Origin of the sequence: Aeromonas diversa CDC 2478-85, assembly GCF_000819805.1 — a bacterium.
Lineage (GTDB): Bacteria > Pseudomonadota > Gammaproteobacteria > Enterobacterales > Aeromonadaceae > Aeromonas > Aeromonas diversa.
In genome coordinates this window covers 430,819-452,739 of record NZ_CDCE01000020.1, presented here as the reverse complement: position 1 = coordinate 452,739, position 21,921 = coordinate 430,819, and the positions used below count along the sequence as shown (strand labels likewise).

The window sequence follows — 21,921 nt, the reverse complement described above, 5'->3', positions numbered from 1 at the left end:
AGAAACGGGGGAAAGCTCAGCTTTCCCCCGTTTTTTATGCAATAAAGTATGTCCGGGTCAACCAGAGACCCCACAAAATGAGGGGCCAGGCGAGCCAGGGACAGAGCAGTAGCCTGACCACAGGTGACCGGGGATGAAACCCCATGCCGTTGATCAAGCCGGCACACACGGCCCACATCAGCAGCGGTGCCACCCAATGGCCGAGGCCACTGGTGTTGGCTGCCACCAGATGAGGCGCCTGCAGTATGGCGACCGCCAGCAAGACGGCGGTCACCAACAGCAGCCCCTGCCACGGCTGGCGCCACAGGGGAGCATAGAGCCGGGCAAGGAGGGCGTTACTCATCGATCGTGCGATCCATGTTCTCGGTGTGCTCAAGCCACAGGGCGTTAATGATGCCAAAGGCACACGCCAGCAGGAGACCGAGGATCCAGGTGAAATACCACATTCTGTTGCTCTCCTATCAATACAGCGAGTGCTGGTTCTCTTCTACATGCTTGGTGCTGACGCGGCCAAACATCTTGATGTAGGTCCAGAGGGTATAGCTCAGCACGAGGGGCACAAACACGGCCGCCACCACCGTCATCACCTTGAGGGAGTTGAAGGAAGCGGTTGCATCCCACATGGTCAGGCTATGGGACGGCTCCAGGCTGGAGGGCATCACGAACGGGAACAGGGAGAAACCTGCCGTCAGGATGATGCCGGCGATCGCCAGGGAGGAGCAGAGGAACGCCACCCACCCCTTGTTGAGCTTGGCAAACAAGGCAGTCAGCAGACTCATTGCCAGGCCCAAGGCCGGAGCGGCCATCATCCAGGGGTAGAGCTCGTAGTTTTTCATCCAGGCGCCGGCCTCCAACACCACCTCTTTATTGAGGGGGTTAGACAGCGCATTACCGCCGCCAGAACTCACCAGCACATAGCCCTCCATCCCGCTCACCCAGAGACCACCGATGGCGAACAGCACCAGGGTGATCAGCGCGCAGAGCATGGCGGCGGTGCGAGAGCGAGCCAGCACCTCTCCTTCGGTCTTCATCATCAACCAGGTCGCGCCCTGAGTGACAATCATGAAGAGGCTCACCAGACCGGCCAGCAGGCCGAGCGGGTTAAGCAGGCCGAAGAAGTTGCCGGTATAGGTCACCATCAGGAACTGATTGAAGCTAAACGGGACCCCTTGCAGCAGGTTGCCAAAGGCCACACCGAACACGACGGGCGGTACCGCGCTGCCGATAAACAGGCACCAGTCCCAGGTGCTGCGCCACTTGGGGTCGGTCTGCAGTGAACGGTACTTGAAACCGACCGGACGGAAGAAGAGCGCCATCAGAGTCAGGATCATCGCCACGTAGAAGCCGGAGAAGGCGGCCGCATACACATAAGGCCAGGCGGCAAACAGGGCGCCGCCGGCAGTCACCAGCCACACCTGGTTCCCTTCCCAGTGAGGTCCCATGGTATTGAGCATGACGCGGCGCTCCACGTCCTTCTTGCCGACGAAGGGGAGCAGGCTACCCACCCCCATGTCGAAGCCGTCAGTGATGGCGAAACCGATCAGCAGAACACCGACCAGTACCCACCAGATGAGACGCAGAATTTCGTAATCAAACATGAGTGGCTCTCCTTATGCCTTGAGCTGCTCGAAGTGGTACTTGCCGGTCTTGAGGCTACTCGGGCCAAGACGGGCATACTTGAACATCAGGTACATCTCGATGATCAGGAGCACGGTATAGAAGAGGCAGATGCCGATCAGGGAGAACCAGATCTCGGAGGCCGGCACATTAGAGGCAGACATGAAGGTCGGCAGCACCTCGGAGATGGTCCAGGGCTGACGACCATACTCGGCCACGAACCAGCCACACTCGGCGGCGATCCACGGCAGCGGAATCCCCCACAACAGCGCCTTGAGCAGCCACTTGCGCTTGCCGATCTGGTGGCGGGCGCTGTCATAGAAGGCCACACCGATCAGCGCCAGCATCAGGAAGCCACAGGCGACCATGATGCGGAAGGTAAAGAAGAGCGGCAGCACATGCGGGATGGAGTCATCCACGGCAGCCTTGATCTGCTCGTCGCTGGCGTCAGTCACCTTGTCGGTGTAGCGCTTGAGCAACAGACCATAACCGAGATCCTGCTTCACCTCATCGAAGCGGGCCTGGGTCTCTTCAGATTTGTCACCGGACTGCAGCTTGGTCAACAGCTCGTAGGCGGTCATACCGTTACGTACGCGTAGCTCATGCTCGCTCTTGAGATCCTTGATCCCGGTCACCTGCTCGTCGAGGGAGCGGGTGGCGATGATACCGAGGGCATAAGGGATCTTGATGGCGTAATCGGTGCGCATCTCCTCCTGGTTCGGAATGCCGAACAGGGTGAAGGAGGCCGGCGCCGGGTGAGTATCCCACTCCGCCTCGATGGCAGCCAGCTTGACCCGCTGTACCTCACCGGTCTCATAACCTGACTCGTCACCCAGCACGATGACAGAGAGGATAGAGGCCATACCGAAGGCCGCCGCGATGGCAAAGGAGCGACGAGCAAACGCCACATCCCGCCCCTTCAGCAGATAGTAAGAGGAGATACCCAGCACGAACATGGCGCCGGTGGTGTACCCGGCAGCGACCGTGTGCACGAACTTCACCTGGGCCACGGGGTTGAAGACGACCTCGGCGAAGCTGGCCATCTCCATGCGCATGGTTTCGAAGTTGAACTCGGCACCGACCGGGTTTTGCATCCAGCCGTTGGCAACCAGGATCCAGAGGGCGGAGAGGTTGGTTCCCAGCGCCATCAGCCAGGTGGCTGCCAGGTGCTGACGCTTGGTCAGGCGATCCCAGCCGAAGAAGAACATGCCGACGAAGGTAGACTCGAGGAAGAAGGCCATCAGGCCCTCGATCGCCAGAGGAGCACCGAAGATGTCGCCCACATAGTGGGAGTAATAGGCCCAGTTGGTACCGAACTGGAACTCCATGGTCAAGCCGGTGGTGACACCGAGCGCGAAGTTGATACCGAACAACTTGCCCCAGAACTTGGTCATGTCCCGGTAGACAGGGTTGTTGGTCATGACATAGACCGATTCCATGATCGCCAGGATGAAGGCCATCCCTAGCGTCAGGGGTACAAACAGGAAGTGATAGAGTGCCGTCGCGGCAAATTGAAGCCGCGACAGATCAACCACATGCTCAGCAATCATGATGTTTCCTCACCGATTATTGGCACGGCTGTTGGGGTAGTTAATGAAAAGCTTCCGATCAGCAGGTCCTCTGCACGCTTGGGTCAGTAAAAATAAACGCCATGCACAAGACCAAAAATGCGCCACACTGTTAACTTAACGGCAACAAAAAGAAACAAAAAAGCTAATGTTTAACATGCAATAAACAACTTTTTTGTCTCAGTAAAGACGCAAAAATACCGCCGTGTTATATCACCTTTATTTGACGAAAATCAATGTGAAGCAGGCGACAAAACAACCATCAAAAATACATCTTGCAGTATAGCGACACGCTTACAAAGTGAGCTAAGTCACACTTCAACATTATTGCAACACATTGCTGTATAAGGAATTTTTCAAATAACCCATTTATTGTAGCCGACCATGACAAAGCACTCAAAAAACCCTTTTTTCAGCAGCCCCTCCCTTTATAATTCTGGGATATAAAGAGACGATTCTACTTACAAAAGTGCATCAGAATGTTGAATTTCTGGATGATTATAAGGATTAGTTTTTCTAACTGAATTTCGTCAATTTTTCTCGTTTGTCCCAGCCATCGCGGCTCCCTAGAATTCGCCTCGCAGATTAAGCCCGGCATGATAGTCCCGCGTTGACAGGCCAGCTTGCCACGGTTCCATCCACCCTGTTGTGAGTGACGACGAGATGAAAAAGTTTGTTGAGCGCACCCTTCGTTATTACAAGCTTTCTTTTGTTCAGATGTATCAGCTGAACCGCCTGTAAGGTCCCCAATGACCTCAGCGCCGGCTCTCTGCCGCGCCTAATCCTGTATGTGAACATCCATCCTGAATTGTCTTGCCCACCGCATATGCCGTGGGCTTTTTTTTGTCAGCCATAAAAAAACCGCCCCAAGAGGCGGTTTGTAACGAAGTGGCGCGTTTTACTCAATTTTCCGGGCGCTCCAGGCCGAAGTGGAGGTAAGCGCGCGGAGTCGCAATACGGCCGCGGGGGGTACGTTGCAAGAACCCTTGCTGGATAAGATAGGGTTCCAGCACATCTTCGATGGTGTCTTTCTCTTCTCCGATCGCTGCCGCCAGGTTGTCGAGCCCAACCGGTCCGCCGAGGAACTTGTCGATCACCGCCAGCAGCAGCTTGCGATCCATGAAGTCGAACCCCTCGTTATCCACGTCCAGCATATCCATGGCCCGCGCCGCTATGACCCCATCGATGGTTCCATCCGACTTGACCTGGGCAAAATCGCGTACCCGGCGCAGCAGCCGGTTGGCAATACGCGGTGTGCCGCGAGAGCGGCGGGCCACCTCGTGGGCACCGTCGGCCGCCATATCGAGCCCCAGACAGCGAGCGCTGCGGGCAACGATATCGGCCAGATCGGTCACGCTATAGAACTCGAGACGCTGGACTATGCCGAAGCGATCGCGCAGAGGACTGGTCAGTGAGCCGGCCCGGGTGGTCGCGCCGATCAGGGTAAAGGGGGGCAGATCCAGCTTGATGGAGCGCGCCGCCGGCCCCTCCCCTATCATGATGTCGAGCTGGTAGTCCTCCATCGCGGGATAGAGCACCTCCTCCACCACAGGGCTCAGGCGATGGATCTCGTCGATGAACAGCACGTCGTTGGGCTCGAGGTTGGTCAGCAGGGCGGCCAGATCGCCGGCCTTCTCCAATACGGGGCCCGAGGTAGTCTTGATGTTCACGCCCATCTCGTTGGCCACTATGTTGGCGAGGGTCGTCTTGCCAAGCCCGGGTGGGCCAAAGATGAGCAGATGATCGAGGGCCTCACCACGCTGGCGAGCCGCCTCGATGAAGATCTCCATCTGTTCGCGTACGTGATCCTGCCCCTTGTAGTCAGAGAGCGACTTGGGGCGGATGGCGCGATCGATAAGATCCTCGTCACGGCCTGAGGCCGAGGAAGAGATAAGACGGTCGGCTTCGATCATGACTTACCCCGTTACACCAGGCTTCGCAGCGCATCACGGATGATGGCCTCGACCGTCATCCCCTCTTTGGCCACCTTACCCACCACCTGGCTGGCCTGGGCCGGCTTGTAACCTAGCGCGACCAGGGCGCTGGCCGCCTCTTCCACCGCATCCGGCTCACGCAAGGTGGCACTCGTCTCGGGCAACTTCACCGCTGCCGGAGTAAAGAGATCCTGACTGACCCACCCCGAGAGGCGATCTTTCAGCTCAACCACCAGCCGCTCCGCGGTCTTCTTGCCAACGCCGGGCAACTTCACCAGCGTCGTGATGTCCTCTTTCTCCACGCACAGCACAAACTGGCTGGCGCTCATGCCGGAGAGGATCGCCAGGGCCAGCTTGGGGCCCACGCCGTTGGCCTTGATCAGCTCGCGAAACAGGGCCCGCTCCTGCTTGTGGTTGAAGCCGTAGAGCAGCTGCGCATCCTCACGCACCACGAAGTGGGTATAGATGCTCGCCTCCTTGCCGATATCCGGCAGATCGTAGAAGCAGCTCATGGGCATATGCACCTCATAGCCGACACCTCCCACCTCCAGCACCACTTCGGGGGGGAGTTTCTCAATCACGATGCCACGCAGACGACCAATCACGCTTCCTACCTCAACCGGCGATAAAACTGGCCATAGCATAAAGAATAACTGGATGGGTATCCAGCATGTCTGCCGCGCTCGACGGGGAATGGCGACTTTCCGAACTCAGGGCAATACTCATTCCAGTCCCACTCCCCATAAGCCCACAGAGAGGAATCACCGATGCGCATTTCGGCTACCGCCAACCTTGGACTCGCCGTCATCTTCGGCTGCGCCTTGGCCCTTGCCTGGGTCGGCTGGAATGGCAGCCAACGGCTGACAGACATGCTCTCTTTTGTGCTCGGCCCCGCCTGGTCTACAGCGGATGGCGCCATGATGAGTTCCATCGAGGTCGGCAACCAACAGCTGATGATCCAACAGATGGTCGGCGGTATGTCCCTCGATGAAGTCGCTCTCTCGCAGGCGCGCCAGCGCGCCGATGAAGAGCTGCAACGAGTCACCCACTCAGGGCTGGTCTCGGGCAACCTGATGAGTCAGGTGCAAGACGCAGCAAAGACTTATCAGCGTGAACAGGTCGCCTTGCTCAACGACTTTCATGCTTACCAACGTCAGGACGAACGCCTGAGGAGCAATGCCGAGGCCCTCGCCCGCCTGTCGGTGCAGATGGAGGAGATGGGTGACAGCGCGGTCGAGGCGCTCACATCAGCCCCAGATGAGGCGATCAGCTGGAATGGTGGCTTGTCTAGCCGCTGGGCTGCGGCCGACGGTGGGATGGAGTCGAACATCGGCTTCTTGCGCCAACTCTACGTCATGGAGAAGATGCGCTTCGAAGGGGCGAACGAGGCGCTGAAAAAGGAGCTCGACGAGGCGGTCAGCTTTCATGACAACGCCGTCAAGGAGATGCTCAACACGGGCCTATTCGACGTGCCGGCGCAGGGGGAATTTAGCGGAGCAACCCTGGCAGAGCGCTATCGTGCCCTGCTGACAGAGCACCAGGCTCAGATCAAGGCCTGGCTACCGCTGTTAAGCCGCTATCAGGCGCAAAGCACCCAGTACCAGCACAGTGCCAACCAGTTTCGTAATCTGCTGGTGACGGTAGAGAGCGAAGGCGACAAGACGGTCGACGATCAGGTCAGCCGCCTGAATGGCATCATAGGCCAAACCCGTAACATGCTCATCGCGGCCACGCTGATCAACCTGCTGCTCATCGCCTGTGGGGGACTGTGGCTCAAACGCCGCATGGTGGCGCCCCTGAACGAGGTGAACCTGCGGATGCACCAGATCGCCTCGGGGGAGTGCAATCTCAACGCTCGTCTGAATCTTCATCGCAGCGATGAGGTGGGTGAACTGGCCAACAGTGTCGACGGGTTACTGGAAAAACTGCGCACCATTATCGTCAGTGCCCTCGAACAGGGTCAGACCATCACCCATCTGGTGGACAACTCGGTGGGCAGGGTGACCGCCATCAATCAGGGGAGTCAGCAGGCGGCCAACCATGCCGAACAGATCCACAGGGACAGTGAGCAGATGGCAATGATGGCCCGCACCATCTCAGACAGTTGCCAGGAGGCGGCCCAGAATGCCTCCGAGGTTCAGGACCTGTCACGCCGCAGCAGCACCTTTGTCGGCGAGACCAGCGAAGGCATGCATAAAGTCGTCGACGAAGTCACCCTGTGCGCCAAGGAGATCAATGCCCTGCGCAGCCAGGCCGAAGAGATAGGCCAGATTGTCTCGACCATCACCGGCATATCGGAGCAGACCAACCTGCTGGCGCTCAACGCCGCCATTGAGGCCGCACGAGCCGGCGAGTCGGGCCGTGGCTTTGCCGTGGTCGCCGACGAAGTCCGTACCCTCGCCAATCGGACCTCGACCTCCAGTGCCGAAATAGGCCGAATGATCGGGGCCATACAGAGTCAAACCGAGCAAGCCTTCCAGCGCATGCAACAGAGCGTCAACCGGGTGGAAAATGGCATGCAGAGCGCCGAGCAGACCGAGCAGATGCTGGTTCAGGTGCTCACCGCCATGGATAACCTGACCCGACTGGTGCATCAGGTGGCGCACTCCACGACCCAGCTCTCCGACACCCTCAACCATGCGACCGATCGGGTGTCCAGCATTCATGTGGATGCCCGTCAGGGGGAAGAGGAAGCCCAGGGCTGCATCGAGATCGCCGAGGCACTGCATCAGGCGATTACTCGCCAACAGGCAAGCCTGTCCCAATTCAGGGTGTGAAATGCCGCCCGGCCACGGCTGCCTGCATCCTGGGCGGCCAGGGCCGGGCCATTTATCCCTTGGGCCGAGCCGGCCGCCCTGCTAATATTCCGCTCTTAGATTTTCCCTTTGCGGGCAACGGCCCACACCATTTGAAGGTCACGAGCGATGCGTACCAGCAACTACCTGCTTTCCACTCTCAAGGAAACCCCGTCCGATGCGGAAGTCGTCAGCCACCAGCTGATGCTGCGCGCCGGCATGATCCGTAAACTCGCCTCCGGCATGTACGCTTGGCTGCCGACCGGTCTGCGGGTTCTGAAGAAGATCGAGAACATTGTCCGCGAAGAGATGAACAATGCGGGTGCCATCGAGGTCTCCATGCCGGTGGTGCAACCGGCCGAGCTGTGGCAGGAATCCGGCCGCTGGGACGACTACGGCCCCGAGCTATGCCGTCTGACCGACCGCCACAACCGTCCCTTCGTGCTGGGCCCGACCCACGAAGAGGTGATCACCGCGCTGGTGCGTTACGAGGTGAACAGCTACAAGCAGCTGCCGCTGAATCTGTACCAGATCCAGACCAAGTTCCGCGACGAAGTGCGCCCCCGTTTCGGCGTGATGCGTGGCCGCGAGTTCCTGATGAAGGACGCCTACTCCTTCCACATCGACAAGGAATCCCTGGTCGATACCTACGAGAAGATGCACGCCGCCTACTGCACCGCCTTCACTCGCATGGGCCTGAACTTCCGTCCGGTGCAGGCCGATACCGGCTCCATCGGCGGCACCGGCTCCCACGAATTCCAGGTGCTGGCCGAGAGCGGTGAGGATCTCATCGCCTTCTCCGATACATCAGATTACGCCGCCAACATCGAGATGGCCGAGGCCCTGGCCCCGGCCGGCGAGCGCCCGGCTGCGACCCAGGCGATGGCCAAGATCGCCACCCCGAACGTCCACACCATCGACGAAGTGGCCGCCTTCCTGAGCGTGGCCCCGAGCGCCGTCGCCAAGACCCTGCTGGTGCTGGGCGAAGAAGATGAAGCCGGCAAACAGGAGGTCATCGCCCTGGTGCTGCGTGGCGACCACGAGCTGAACGAAATCAAGGCCGAGAAGCTGGCGGGTGTCGCCAACCCGCTGACCTTCGCCAATGACGAGCAGATCAAGGCTGCCGCCGGTTGCGATGCAGGCTCCATCGGCCCGGTCGGCTTTGCCGGTCGCATCATCGCCGATCGCAGCGCCGCCCACCTGGCCGACTTCGTCTGCGGCGCCAACGAGACCGGCTTCCACCTGACCGGTGCCAACTGGGATCGCGACATCGCCACCTATGAAGTTGCCGACCTGCGCAACGTGGTGGAAGGCGACCCGAGCCCGTGTGGCCAGGGCAAGCTGCTGCTCAAGCGCGGCATCGAAGTGGGCCACATCTTCCAGCTGGGTACCAAGTACTCCGAAGCCATGAAGGCGAGCGTGCTGAACGAAGGTGGCAAGTCCGTCACCATGGAGATGGGTTGCTACGGCATCGGGGTCTCCCGCCTGGTGGCTGCCGCCATCGAGCAGAACAACGACCAGTACGGCATCATCTGGCCGGACGCCATCGCCCCGTTCGAAGTGGCCATCGTGCCGATGAACATGCACAAGTCCGTGCGTGTCGCCGAGCTGGCCGAGCAATTCTACGCCGAGCTCAAAGCGGCCGGTGTCGACGTGCTGTTCGACGACCGTAAAGAGCGTCCGGGCGTGATGTTCGCCGACATGGAGCTGCTGGGCGTGCCCCACGGTATCGTTATCGGCGAGCGCGGCATGGACAACGGCGTGGTGGAATACAAGTGCCGCCGCACCGGCGAGAAGCAGGAAGTGGCGATCCAAGACATCGTCGCCCTGATCAAGGCCAAGCTGGGTCGCTAACCCCCCTAGAATGAGAAAGCGCGCCATTCGGCGCGCTTTTTTTATGGGTTCGTCAGAGTTTTATCCAGGCATCCTGCCAGGCAGTCCCCTTGCCGGGCTCATAGGCCCAGGCGGCACCCGAGCACCAGGTGGTGAAGGGATAGGGCTTGCACTCATAGTTGCCCCCCACGTTGCTCACCCGATCTCCAGCCTTGTATGTCGTACCTGCCTTATAGGCTGGATACCCAGCGCCGCCGGCGGGTTTGACGGTCAATCGGGTCACGGCGGTCACATCCAGGGCGCCGTCAGAGACCGTCAGGGAGAGGTCATAGAGAGTATCGGCGGTCACCGCCGGCCCCGTCACCACCAGGGTCGCGCTATTCTGACCCGTCGCAGTCAGGCCGGCTGGCACACTCCACTGATAAGTCAGTGCATCACCATTGGGATCGGAGGCGTTGGCCTGAATGGTGACTTGTTTGCCCGACTCGACGCTGGCGGTGGCCGGCATAGTGATCACGGGAGCCTGATTGGACTGAGGTGCCTTGTTGGTCACCACCACCTGATCACTCGCCTTGAGCCCCTGCTCGTCGGTGACCGTCAGCTCGAATGCCAGCCTGGTATCGGCACTGACGGCATCGAGCACCACGCGCGCCTTCGCCTGATTGACGTCGAGTAAGGAGGCCTGCGGGCCGGAGACCTGCTTCCAGCCGTAGGTCAGGACACCATTCTCAGGATCGTGAGAGGCACTGCCATTGAGGGTCACCTCGGCCGGGCCGGTCACGTTCAGGTCGCTCCCCGCGTTGGCCACCGGCGGCTTGTTAGCCGGCGGAGTGGTGCCGCCATCGCCGTGTCCCAGCCCTTCATGCATGGCGTTGAGAATATCGCCATTGTCGGAGTCAATCTCCCAGGCAAACAGCCCTCCCAACTGGTTGGTCAACACATACTGACCCTTGGCCTTGACCGAACGGTCATTGTCATAGCTGATAAGGTCGCCACTACCGGCGTTAAAGAGGTAGGGAGCCTCGGCCACCTCGTCATACCCCTTCTCCCAACCGGCGCCCATCCGGTTGTTAACGATGTCGCGATAATCCACGACGCCATTCTCCCAGGTGCCCTTGACCGGACCCGTCGCCTTGCCGGTGAAGGGGTTACCGGCCAGGTAACCACTCACCCCGGTCCAGCCCCGACCGTACATGGCGGCGCCGACGACCAGCTTGCCAGGCTCTACCCCCTGATCGAGCATGGCCCTCACCCCCTTGTCGGTGGTGTACTTGGTGGCCGGATCCCAGCTCGCCGCGTAGAGGTTGGTCTGATGACCCAGCTCGGTGTTACTCCAGGCACCGTTGAAGTCATAGCTCATCAGGAAGATGTGGTTCATGTACTGCTGGGCCGCCTTGTAGTCCACCTTGGCAATCTTGTCGCCGCCGGCGCTGATAGCCGAGGTGAGCTCATACTTGCGGCCGGTCTGTGCCTCCAGCTCATCGAGCATGGCGCGCAGCTCCTTCATGATCAGCACATAGGTCTGGCCATCGTTGGGCCCACCCAATGCCGGATTGGCTCCCAACCCGCCCGGGAATTCCCAGTCGATGTCGACCCCGTCGAAGAACTTCCAGGTCTGCAAGAACTCTTTCACCGACGCCACGAAGGTGTCACGCTTGGTCTTGTCACCGAGGAAATAGAAGGGGTCTGAAAGGGTCCATCCACCGACCGAGGGGAGGATCTTGAGATTCGGGTAAGCCTGCTTGAGCGCCATCAAGGCACCGAAGTTCCCCTTGTAGGGCTCATCGAAGGCCGTCAAACCGCTCTGGGGCATCTGGATGGCGGCCCAGGGGTCGTGCATAGCCACCTTGAAGTCGGCACGTCCGGCACAGGCGCGTTGCAGCGCCTCGAAACTCCCCTCGATGGACTTGAGGCTATCGTTGATGCCGTTGCCACCGCAGATGGGGGTGAAGCCATAGAGGATGTGGGTCAGGTTTTGGGCCGGAATCTTGTCCACGGTGAACTTACGCCCATAGACGCCCCACTCGGCATAGTAGGCGCCAACCACCTTGCCCGATTTATTGACGTAGGGCTTGTTGTTCTCCTGCAGCGGAGCCTTGAGTGGCTTGAGGTGGCTGCCATCGGTATCGGCGACCACGATCTCCTTCTTGTCGGAGAGAGTACAACCCGAGGCATTGCAGAGGGCCACCTGCATCTGGTAGCGCCCCCCTTTATTCACCTTGAAGGTGGCATTGCCGGAGGCCGCCGAGGGACCGGACCACACCTCTTTGCCATCGAGCAGCACCTTGGCAGTCTGGCCAACATCGCCAGACCAGAGATTCCAGCTCACGCTGACATCGGCAGCATCCTTGATCTTGACCAGCTTGTTGTAGGCGGTGGCCGCCTGATCCACCTCTATGATGGCAAACTTGGTCTCGCCCCAGCCGATGGTCGGTTTACCCGGCGCCGCAGCATGCGCCGTGGTCGCAGCCAGGGTGCCGACCAGCAGGGCCAGCGGAGTGAGTTTTGGACTTAGCATAGTGAATATTCCTGTTCTGTTATGAGGTGTGCGCCCCCAATCACGGGAGAGCCGTGTTTGCCGCCGGGCCCCCACCCAGGAACAACCGGAGGAGCGCAGCTGCAGCGCAGCAAGCCGTGACGACAGCCCCAAGGCGCCGACCATGCCGCGGCTTTCGACAGTGTGTTATATGGCCATCCCCCGCCGGACATCAGGGGGATCTTGCTTTGGAGGTGCCCAGAAAGAGGAGGCGTAACCCCGCTGCAGGCCGAACAGGTGGACGCAATTGACGGGTGCAGGCAACCCCTTGGCACAGGCGGCCCGCCCCATAGTGGTAGCTCCGCTATCTTAGGTTTTTCAAGCCCTTAGACCGGAAGCTTTGCGTCCCGACCTTTCGACCGGTTTGCCCTTAACACAACTTGCTTCGCGATGAAAATAAATCGCACACCGAATATAGGAGGGGGGAAGTGAGAAATGCCACCTGTCATAAATGACAGGCAAAGATCAGGCCGCAGACACCCGCAACCCTGAAGGGCGATGCCATGCACCCTGGGGGGAATATCCCCCCATCGCCGGGCCAACAATGAGGGTTAACTGTCGTTCAATTATGGGAGCCGTATCACGCCACATCATCGAGCAGGCTGTTCATCAGGGCACGCAACTTGAGGGGCTTGACCGGTTTACTCACGTAGCCGTGCCCCTGCTCCCGGATGCGGCGCAGCAGCTCAGGGTTGCGATCGGCGCTGATGATGATGCCACGGATCGGTTCGCCGTGGGCAAGACGAAGCCGCTCCAGCGCCGACAGGCCGCTCTCGCCGCGATCCAGGTGATAATCCGAGAGCACCAGATCCGGCCAGAAGCCCTCCGCCAGTACGCCACAGGCCTCCTCGGCATCCGCCACACAGCGCACCTCGCACCCCCAGCGCCGCAGCAGAGACGCCATGGCCAACAGGATCTCCGGTTCGTTGTCGATGCAGATAACCCGACGTCCCTCCAACAGAGAGCCGCTGGCGGACACGGGTACACTCGGTCTGGCAAGCACTTCGGCGGGATCAACACAGGCCAGCGTGAGTGAGAAGACAGAGCCACGCCCGGGCCAGCTGCGCATCCCTATCTGATGACCCAGCACGGTGGCGATGCCACGGGCGATGGCGAGCCCCAATCCCAACCCCTGCTCCATGGCCGTGCGGGAGTGATCGAGACGCAGAAACTCCTCGAAGATCTCGCTCTGCTTCTCCTCAGGAATACCGGGGCCGTTGTCCCACACCTCGATACGCACCCGATCGCCATCCCGGCGGCACCCCAGCAACACCTTACCCCCCGGATTGTAGCGAAACGCATTGGTGAGGAAGTTTTGCAACACCCGGCGCAGCAACCTGGGGTCCGAATGGACGGCCAAAGAACAAGGGACCACAGCCAGATCCATCCCGCCCGCCTTGGCCAGCACCCCGAACTCCGCCTTGAGGGTCTCCAACACCTCGGCCAGGGGGAAGTCGCTCTTGCGCGCCTTGAACTTACCCGCCTCGAGACGGGAGATGTCGAGCAAGTCCGAGATGAGATCCTCGGCCGCCTCCAGGGCCGTGTCGATCCGCTCGGCCAGGTGCGCCTCCTCGCCGGGGGGCAGTTGCTCACGCAGGGCAGAGGCAAACAGCTTGGCGGCGTTGAGAGGCTGAGTGAGATCGTGGCTCACCGCCGCGAGGAAGCGGCTCTTGGATTGATTGGCCCGCTCCACCTGCTGGTTGACCGCCAGCAGCTGGCTGTTCAGCGCCGAGAGCTCGCGAGTCCGCTCGGCGACGCGTGCCTCGAGCAGTTCATTGGCCTCGCGCAGTACCTTCTCCGCCTCACGAAACGGGGTGATATCGGTAAAGGTCATGACAAACCCGCCGCCCGGCATGGGATTGCCCTGCATCTCGATGACCCGCCCGTCGGGGCGCTCTCGCGCCGAGACGTGGCGGCTGCCGCTGCGCATATGGGCCACCCGCCGCGCCACCTGGGCTTCGATCTCCCCTGGGCCGCACAACCCCTGGCTGGCATTGTGGCGAATGATCTCCTCGACGGGTCGCCCCGCCTGAATGAGCCCGGGGGGATAACGGAAGAGCTCGATATAGCGGCGATTCCAGGCCACCAACTTGAGTTCCCTGTCCACCACAGAGATCCCCTGGCCGATGTGCTCGATGGCCCCCTGCAACAGATCCCGGTTAAAGCGCAGCAGATCCGAGGCCTCGTCCACTATGGTGGCGATCTCCTCGAGTTGCATGTTGTGCCCCTGCAGGGCCGAGGCGAGTACCAACCGTGCCGACGAGGTGCCAAACACCCCGGCCAGCAGCCGCTCGGTGTGGGCGATAAGCTCCGGGGTCGCCTGCATGTGCGGGGCCAGAGCGCCCCCCCGCTCGGCGGCGAAACGCCCGAAGGCGCGCTTGACCCGGCTCGGACCGAGGAAGCGCGTCGCCAGCATCTCCAGCTCTTTCACCGTCACCCTGGCCTGATAGAGGGCAGAGGTGTCCCGGCTCGGCTTGCCGACAAAGTTGGCCGCCTGCAGCCGCTCGCTCACCGCGGGCCTGGCCAGGAGTGACCCGGCCACATAGCCGGCGAGGTTGAGCAGCAGGCTCAGCAGCAGACACCAGGCGGTGACGCTCACCTCCCGCAGCCAGGGCAGATCCGGCGGCGCCAGCATGGTCGCCAGCGGAGAGCCGGTCAACATGCCGCTCTCGTGCAGCAGGGTCAGCAGCCAGAGCGTCAGCCCGGGGAGCAGTCCCAGATAGACGCCCTTGCGGTTGCCACGACGCCAGTAGAGACCGAGCAGCAGGGCCGGGGCGAACTGGGCGACCGCCCCGAAGGAGAGGAAGCCGATCCCGGAGAGGCTGGTCATCTCCCCGAGCCAGAGGTAGAGCCCCCAGGCGGCCAGCAAGATGAGCAGGATGGCGGCCCGACGCACCCTCAGCAGCAGGCGGCCGAGTCTATCGTCCTGTCGCCGCTGCCAGTAACGACGCAGCAGCAGGGGGAGCACCAGATCGTTGCTCACCATGATGGCCAGTGCCAGGGTCGAGACGATCACCATGCCGGTGGCCGCCGAGGTTCCCCCGAGGAAGGCGAGCAGCGCCATGGCGTCATAGCCCAGGGTATGGGGCAGACTGATGACGAAGGTATCGGGCGAGATCCCCTCCCCCAGCCAGTGCCGTCCCGCCAGCGCCAGCGGCCAGATGAAGATCCCCATCAGGAACAGGTAGACGGGAAAGAGCCAGCGCGCCCAATGGAGATCCTGCCCCTGGTTGTTCTCCACCACAGTCACGTGGAACTGACGCGGCAGACAGACGATGGCGCACATGGCAAGCAGGGTGTAGATGGCCAGCTCCAACAGTTGGCTGCCGCGCAGCTCGCTCGCCCCCTTGATGAACTCTTGGCTCGCTGCCGTTTGCAACACGCTGGGCTCTCCCCACAGCAACCAGAGGGAGAAGCCCCCCACCAGCAGGAAGGCAAACAGCTTGACCACTGACTCGAAGGCGATGGCGACCACCATCCCCCTGTGGTGCTCGGTGGCATCCAGGTGGCGGGTGCCGAACAGTATGCTAAAGAGGGCCAGCAACAGACCGACCCCCAGAGCCAGGCCGGCACGCCCGCCCCCCGTGCTGGCCCCCGCCGCGCCGTTGGTCAACAGCTCGAGGCCGATGACGATCGCCTTGAGCTGGAGTACCAGATAGGGCAACACCCCGAGGATCGCCACCAAGGCCACCAGCATCGCCAGATGCTGCGACTTGCCATAACGGGCGGCGATGAAGTCGGCAATCGAGGTGATGTGCTCGCGCTTGGCCACCAGGATGAGGCGGGCCAGCACTCGCCACCCCAGCAGGAAGACCAGCAGGGGGCCGAGGTAGATGGGCAGAGGTGACCAGGGATCCAGGCTCGCCTGACCGACCGTGCCATAGAAGGTCCAGGAGGTGCAGTAGACGGCGAGCGACAGGCTGTAGAGCAGGGGCTGACCCGGTAGACGGGCCCGGCGATGCTTGTCGGCCACATAGGCGATGAGAAACAAGAGCCCCAGATAGGCCAGCGAAACCCCGATCAGCAACCATCCCTGTTGCATGTATAACCCCTTGTCTTTGAATGCATTTTACTCAGGCCTGCCGCCAGTCTAGGGGCTGTCGGGGGAAATGTCACTCGCTCTCCGAGCAGTTTGCTTTCTGTTTTTCGATAAAAATCCGTTGACCGTTTATCGATAAACAGAAATAATCGCCGCGGATATATTGATAAACGATAATTTCATTATTCAGGAGTCGACGATGACAAACTACCCCAAAAACCATTCCGCCCTTTGGATTGAAGGCATACTCATTCTTGGTATGCTCATCACCCCCTTGATTACTCTTTGCGTTCCATGGCTCAAGGCTGACTTTGCCATCGAGGCGTTTCAATCCGTTTTGGAACAAAGCCCAGGCGCCCAACCCCTCGAGTTTTATTTGCCCGAAGTCACGCTCCTCACCAAGATCCTGCAGATCTCATTCGAGTTGTTCACCGATGCCATCTTCATCATGGTGTTGTGGCAGCTCAAGCAGCTCTGTTCCGGTTATCGACGCCAGGAGCTGTTCACCCTTGAACAGATCTGCCGTTACAAAAAGCTGGGCCTCTGGATTTGCATGATCTTCGTGAGCAACTTCCTTCGCACTCCGCTGCTGAGCATCATCATGAGCATGAGTGCCCCGGAACATCTCATCACCTTCCATCTGGAAACAACGGATCTTCGAGAGCTGCTGGTTGGCGTCGCGGTACTGGCCCTCTATAGAGTCATGCTCGAAGCCAAGCGCATGGCCGACGATCAAGCCCTGACGGTGTGAGGCAAACATGCCCATCATCATTCGACTCGACGCCCTCCTCGCTGAGCGCAAGATGACCTCTCGCGAGCTGGCTCAACGCATCGGTATTACAGAGGCCAACCTCTCGATCCTCAAGAAGGGGCATGCCAAGGCGGTGCGTTTCTCGACGCTGGAGGCCCTCTGCCGCGAGCTGCAGTGCCAACCGGGAGATCTGCTCGCCCATGAGGAGGAGAGCTGATGCGACCCCTCATCTGGTGTGTCCTCGGTCTGCTACCAACCCTGCAGGCGACCAGCCTCTATCGTCTGGAGGAGACCGACGACCCCCTGCGCCTCAGGGTGACCCTGACGGTAGAGGGAAACACCCCCTATCGGCTGGCCGCCTCCCGCAGCCAATCCGGGCAGGAGGGGGTCACCCCCGTCTGCCTGGATGACAAGAAGGGGGCTATGGGTGCCCTGACCCACTGCCGTCAGTGGCAGTGGTCTATCCCCCTCGTCCCCGCACCGGCTGAAGGGATCGATGCCTCCCTTCAACAGAGCGTGCGGCTCGACTCGACCAGCTGGCTGGTGAGCGAGTGGGGTAACTTCCCCCGTACCGAAGGCGAGGCGCAGGTCTGCCTGCCCGATGGCCGTTGCACGGCGCTGCCCTCCCTCTCGGCACCACCGCTCTTTCTCAGTCAGGGGCTCACCACCCTGGGGGCACAATCCAGGGCCAACGTGCAGATAGCTCACGATGCCATGGCTCGGCGTCTCCCCCTCGACTCGCTGCAGGGGCAACTCGAAGCCATGCTCGCCTACCTGAGCGAGGAGCTGGGGCGGCCCATGCCTCCCGGCTGGCGCCTCATCTGGTTGGCTCGGGACGTGGAGAGCCACTCCCTGGGTGGAGCTGCCGGCGCCAACCTCTTCGTGGCCAATTACCCGGTGCGGCGGGGCGAGCCCACCGCCGAGGCCTCCCAGCGGCTGCTGCGCATCAGCGCCCACGAGGCCACGCATCAATTGATCACGGCAGATTGGCCGGCCTGGGCCGGCGAAGGATTGGCGGAATATCTGGCCATCAAGAGCCTGCGCCACTTCCACCTGCAGCAGGAGAGCGCTGCCGACGAGTGGCTGCTGCGCACCCTGCCTGACAGGAAGACCGGCCTCTACCCGGCCTATCGGCGTCTGCAAGAGGGCGATCCCTCCCTCTATCCTCTCTTCTACGTCAAAGGGGCCGCCTTCTGGGAGGCACTCGATGAGCGTCTCGCCACGAATGGCTTCTCGTTGGGAGACCTGCTCCCCAGGATCGCCTTTGACGAGCAGGGGGAGTTGACGTCGCAGAGCCGGCACTGGCTGGAGGAGGAGATAGAGCCCTGGCGCTGGCAGGCGCTGGAGCAACGCTATCTGAAATAACGCAAGAGGCGCCCGAAGGCGCCTCTGTTTATTGGCGGGGTCGCAGGAAGAGGGCCGGTAGTGCCACCCCCATCATCAGCCAGAAGATGCCACCCTGCAGGCTCTCGTAGAGCTGGCCACAGAGGGCCATCAGGATGGCCACCGTCATCCCCAGCGCCAGGGCCGAATAGAGGGCCTGGGTCGGGATCTGGCGCTCCGGCGGAAGCACGCGAGTCATGAAGCGCACCGTCGCCAGATGGCTCACACAGAAGGTGACCGCATGAAGCAGCTGAGCCAGAACCAACACCCACAGCTCCGTGCTCGCCCCCATCATGGCCCAACGCACCAGACACCCCACTCCGCCAACCAGGAACAGGGTGCGCGCGGGGAAACGGGAGAGGACGCGGCGATCGGCGGCAAACATGCAGATCTCCGCCACCACCCCCAGGGCCCAGAGATAGCCTATGGTGCTGCCGCTGTAACCGGCCGCCTTCCAGTGGATCGCGCTAAAACCGTAGTAGGCCGCATGGCTACCCTGCAACAGGCAGGCGATGAAGAGCAGGCGGCGCACGGCGGGATCGCGAAAAGTCTCCCACAGGCTGACGTTGGCCCGTTCCCCCGCCACGTCTTTGGGCGTGGGGGAGAGGGGCAGCCAGCTGAGCAGCAACATCAGTAGCAAGCCGGCCACCATGGTATGCAGCACCCAATCGCTGCCAAAGGAGGCCTCCAGCATGCCCACCAGAGTAGAGGCGACGATAAACGCCAGGGAGCCACACAGACGCACCTTGCCGTAGTCGAGATGGACCTGTACGACCATGCGGGTGGCGAGCGCCTCCCCCATCGGCATCAGGGTCGGGTAGATGAAGTTGGTGATCAGCGTCAGGGCCACCAGCCACCAGGGGGAATGGCCGAGGTAAAAACCGATGAAGCTGAGCAAGGAGAGCAGGGAGAGCAACCGCGTCATGGGCAGCAACGACGCCGCCCCCTTGATGCGTCCCATGATAATCAGGTTACCGGCAAAGCGAATTGCCATCCCGGCCCCCAGCAAGAGACCGATGAAGTCGGGGGTCAGGCCGACGCCCTCCAACCAGAGGGACCAAAATGGCAGGTAGGCGCCGTAGACGAAGTAGAAGGCACCGAAGAAGAGGGCTAACCAGGAGAAGGCGGGCATGGGAACTCATCTGCTCTGTAAAGGGCGTCGATCATACCCTATCTTCCCCCGCCAGCAGGAGTGAAATAAGCGGGGGCCCCAAGGCCCCCGAGCAGAATACTCAGAAGGCGTACTTCACGCGGGCACTGAGGTTGCGACCGGCGTCCGTCTGGCGAGACGTGTCGCTTCCTTGGGCGAGCCCTGCCACCGACTCATAGGCCAGCACTTCCTTATCAAACAGGTTGAAGACCCCCACATTAAGCTGCAGATCCGCCATGGGGGTGAACTGGGCGTAGACATCCACCACACCCCAACCGGCACTCTTCAGGGTCTCCTTGCCGCTGGCATCCAGCCCCACCTTTTTCATGTCGTCGGCGAAGCGCAGAGCCGTGTTGAGATTCCAGTTTGTCTGATCCAGCCGAGCCCCCAGGCTCCCCTGCAGCGGGCTCAGCTCGTTGATGTAGTGGCCATCTCCGTCCTTACCGGTTACATAGGCGAGGTTGCCCCAGAGGTTGACCGAATCGGTCACCCAGTAGTCGGCTCTGGCCTCCAGACCACGAGTCTTGACCTCATCCAGGTTCTGATACTGGTAGATACTGGAACGTCCCTCAGTGGCAATCTGTTGCTGAGAGATGAAGTTCTCATAGCGGGTATAGAAGGCCGCTACTTCATAGCCAAGTCGCTCGGTATTGCCACGAATACCGACGTCGACGCCATCGCTGGTCTCGGCCTTGAGATTCGGGTTGGGCTCGAAACGATAGCCATAGGCCTGGTGGTTCAGGGTCGAGAAGGCTGTGTCATACATAGGCGCCTTGAAGCCATGGCTGTACTGAGCAAACAGGTTAGCCGCCTCGTGCGCCTTGAACACCAATCCCAGCTTGGGTGAGAACTCCCCTTCGGAGAAGGAGTGCAGTTGCTGCCCCCGATAGGCGGGATCTTCGTCCGGCGTCATACGGTAGTAGTCGTAACGCACCCCAGGGGTCAGCACCCAGCGTTCAGCGAAACGGATCTCGTCGAAGGCCCAGATCCCGCCTCGCTCACTCACGGTCGAGGGGAAGCTCAGCTCATCGTAACCGGGGAAGTCTCCGGGTACGCCAGGCCCCTTGTAACGCTCGCGACGGTTATCGGTGTGCTCATACTCAAGCCCCCAGGCCAGACGCTGGCTCGCGAGCGCCTTGGAGAACTGCATCTGGGCACCCAGACTCTTTTGGCGGAAACGGTTGTGATCGAGAGAGTTTTTGGTCACGTAGGGATTACCCGGCATCACCGGATACTTGGAGGATGCGAACTGATCCAGCGTCTGCTCCATGTCGCTGTAGTAGAGCTTGCTGTCGATACGATCCGCCCAAGGGCGGTTGAGTTCCAGACCGTGATCCAGGATCAGGGAGAGGTTGTCGGTCTGCTTGTCGGTGATGGGCTGCTCGAAGACCCGAGCACGGCCACCGCCCACCTTGTTCAGTTTTACCGCCTCAGGATCTTGTCCCTCGGTGAGATAGTTGACCGTCAGCTTGAGGTGCTGGGCCTCGGATAACTGCCAGCGGCTCTTGAGCAGAATCGCCTCGCTCACTATGTCAAAGTCGTTCTTGGCGTCGTGAAAGTCCTGAGTGACGCCGCCATCACGATGGGTATAGCGCAGCAGGCTCTCCACCTCGCCCGTTCTCAGCGCGCCGGTGAAGCCCCCCATCCCCTGCCCGTTTGCCCCGGCATAGCCGGCGGTGACGTCCAGATAGTGATCGCGTCCCTTAAGAAAGTCGCCGGCCTCCTTGGTGGTGATGGCGATCGCCCCCCCCATGGCATCAGAGCCATACGCCGCCGAGGCGGGCCCCTTGACGACCTCCACCTGCTTGATCATGTCGGTATCGAAATAGGCTTGCCCGACCCCACCCTTACTGTAAGCATCGTTTTGACGCACGCCATCCTGAATCACCTTGACCCGGTTTTCCCCCATGCCACGGATGATAAAGGTCTGATCGCCCCCATTCCCTCCTTTGACACTCACCCCGGGCTCATAGCGGAAGAGCTCGGCGGCATTGGTGACCCCCTGCTCCTCGATCTGCTTGTCGGTGATGACGGTGATGGGGCCAGAGACATCTTCCAGCTTCTGCGCCATGCGCGAGCCACTGACGACCATGGTTTCATCGCTCTTGCCACCACTGGCGTGAACCGGAATAGAGAGGGCAGCAGCGACCGAGAGGGCCACGACGGTGAAGGGGGTCTGTTTCACGACTACATCCTTTTAATGAGAATTATTATCAAAGTGGCGTCATCTTACTGATCGACAGGAAAAGATCAACGCAATGCAAATCATTATCATTTGATTGATTGCCGCAGAAACTTGACTACAATCCCCCTCG

At 60.8% G+C, this 21,921-nt stretch carries 15 protein-coding genes and 1 riboswitch; of the genes, 5 read left to right on the top strand and 10 right to left on the bottom strand.

The features are described 5' to 3' along the window. Window positions 1-34: 34 nt before the first annotated feature. From BN1121_RS07020 to ruvA, 6 genes are all read right to left on the bottom strand, one after another. Window positions 35-343, bottom strand: coding sequence for a cyd operon YbgE family protein (locus BN1121_RS07020; RefSeq protein WP_005352458.1), 309 nt, complete (start codon window positions 341-343; stop codon window positions 35-37). Then, window positions 336-446 (bottom strand): cytochrome bd-I oxidase subunit CydX, encoded by a 111-nt coding sequence (cydX, locus tag BN1121_RS19260; protein WP_005352460.1) that lies wholly within the window; start codon window positions 444-446, stop codon window positions 336-338. Before cydX ends, BN1121_RS07020 begins: the two co-directional genes overlap by 8 nt. A 15-nt stretch (window positions 447-461) precedes the next feature. After that, the gene (gene cydB / locus BN1121_RS07010; RefSeq protein WP_005352463.1) at window positions 462-1,598 is read right to left on the bottom strand and encodes a cytochrome d ubiquinol oxidase subunit II; all 1,137 of its coding nucleotides are present in this window, start codon (window positions 1,596-1,598) and stop codon (window positions 462-464) included. A gap of 12 nt (window positions 1,599-1,610) precedes the next feature. Then, complete coding sequence (locus tag BN1121_RS07005; protein WP_005352465.1) at window positions 1,611-3,167, bottom strand: cytochrome ubiquinol oxidase subunit I; 1,557 nt, start codon at window positions 3,165-3,167, stop codon at window positions 1,611-1,613. A gap of 920 nt (window positions 3,168-4,087) precedes the next feature. Continuing rightward, the gene (gene ruvB / locus BN1121_RS07000) at window positions 4,088-5,098 is read right to left on the bottom strand and encodes a Holliday junction branch migration DNA helicase RuvB (protein ID WP_005352468.1); all 1,011 of its coding nucleotides are present in this window, start codon (window positions 5,096-5,098) and stop codon (window positions 4,088-4,090) included. Window positions 5,099-5,109: 11 nt separating this feature from the next. Then, window positions 5,110-5,724: a Holliday junction branch migration protein RuvA gene (ruvA, locus tag BN1121_RS06995; RefSeq protein WP_005352470.1), complete on the bottom strand. Its 615-nt coding sequence runs from the start codon at window positions 5,722-5,724 to the stop codon at window positions 5,110-5,112. A gap of 162 nt (window positions 5,725-5,886) precedes the next feature. Between ruvA and BN1121_RS06990 the strand changes: the two genes are divergently transcribed. Both BN1121_RS06990 and BN1121_RS06985 read left to right on the top strand, forming a co-directional pair. Further along, window positions 5,887-7,896, top strand: coding sequence for a methyl-accepting chemotaxis protein (locus BN1121_RS06990; protein WP_005352473.1), 2,010 nt, complete (start codon window positions 5,887-5,889; stop codon window positions 7,894-7,896). A gap of 147 nt (window positions 7,897-8,043) precedes the next feature. Further along, on the top strand, window positions 8,044-9,768 hold the full coding sequence (locus BN1121_RS06985) for a proline--tRNA ligase (RefSeq protein ID WP_005352478.1): 1,725 nt from the start codon (window positions 8,044-8,046) through the stop codon (window positions 9,766-9,768). Between the two features lie 52 nt (window positions 9,769-9,820). On the opposite strand, the gene BN1121_RS06980 is transcribed toward BN1121_RS06985, so the two are convergent. After that, window positions 9,821-12,265, bottom strand: a complete 2,445-nt coding sequence (locus tag BN1121_RS06980; RefSeq protein ID WP_005352481.1) for a glycosyl hydrolase family 18 protein — start codon at window positions 12,263-12,265, stop codon at window positions 9,821-9,823. A 309-nt stretch (window positions 12,266-12,574) separates the two neighbouring features. Continuing rightward, window positions 12,575-12,662: riboswitch (cyclic di-GMP riboswitch) on the bottom strand. Window positions 12,663-12,863: 201 nt separating this feature from the next. Further along, a complete protein-coding gene (locus BN1121_RS06975) occupies window positions 12,864-16,325 on the bottom strand; it encodes a hybrid sensor histidine kinase/response regulator (RefSeq protein ID WP_005352484.1) in 3,462 nt (1,153 codons plus the stop codon). A gap of 160 nt (window positions 16,326-16,485) precedes the next feature. Here BN1121_RS06975 and BN1121_RS06970 point away from each other — a divergent pair, with 160 nt between their 5' ends. The 3 genes from BN1121_RS06970 to BN1121_RS06960 are packed head-to-tail and all read left to right on the top strand — an operon-like array spanning window position 16,486 to window position 18,438. Beyond that, window positions 16,486-17,073: a DUF2975 domain-containing protein gene (locus BN1121_RS06970; protein ID WP_152424671.1), complete on the top strand. Its 588-nt coding sequence runs from the start codon at window positions 16,486-16,488 to the stop codon at window positions 17,071-17,073. Between the two features lie 7 nt (window positions 17,074-17,080). Then, window positions 17,081-17,290, top strand: coding sequence for a helix-turn-helix domain-containing protein (locus BN1121_RS06965; RefSeq protein WP_005352490.1), 210 nt, complete (start codon window positions 17,081-17,083; stop codon window positions 17,288-17,290). Next, window positions 17,290-18,438, top strand: a complete 1,149-nt coding sequence (locus BN1121_RS06960) for a M1 aminopeptidase family protein (protein ID WP_005352493.1) — start codon at window positions 17,290-17,292, stop codon at window positions 18,436-18,438. Before BN1121_RS06965 ends, BN1121_RS06960 begins: the two co-directional genes overlap by 1 nt. A 28-nt stretch (window positions 18,439-18,466) precedes the next feature. Here the strand turns inward: BN1121_RS06960 and BN1121_RS06955 are convergent, their stop codons facing one another. Further along, on the bottom strand, window positions 18,467-19,588 hold the full coding sequence (locus tag BN1121_RS06955; RefSeq protein WP_005352496.1) for a 3-phenylpropionate MFS transporter: 1,122 nt from the start codon (window positions 19,586-19,588) through the stop codon (window positions 18,467-18,469). Window positions 19,589-19,688: 100 nt separating this feature from the next. Further along, complete coding sequence (locus BN1121_RS06950; protein ID WP_043597465.1) at window positions 19,689-21,791, bottom strand: TonB-dependent hemoglobin/transferrin/lactoferrin family receptor; 2,103 nt, start codon at window positions 21,789-21,791, stop codon at window positions 19,689-19,691. Between the last annotated feature and the right edge of the window lie 130 nt (window positions 21,792-21,921).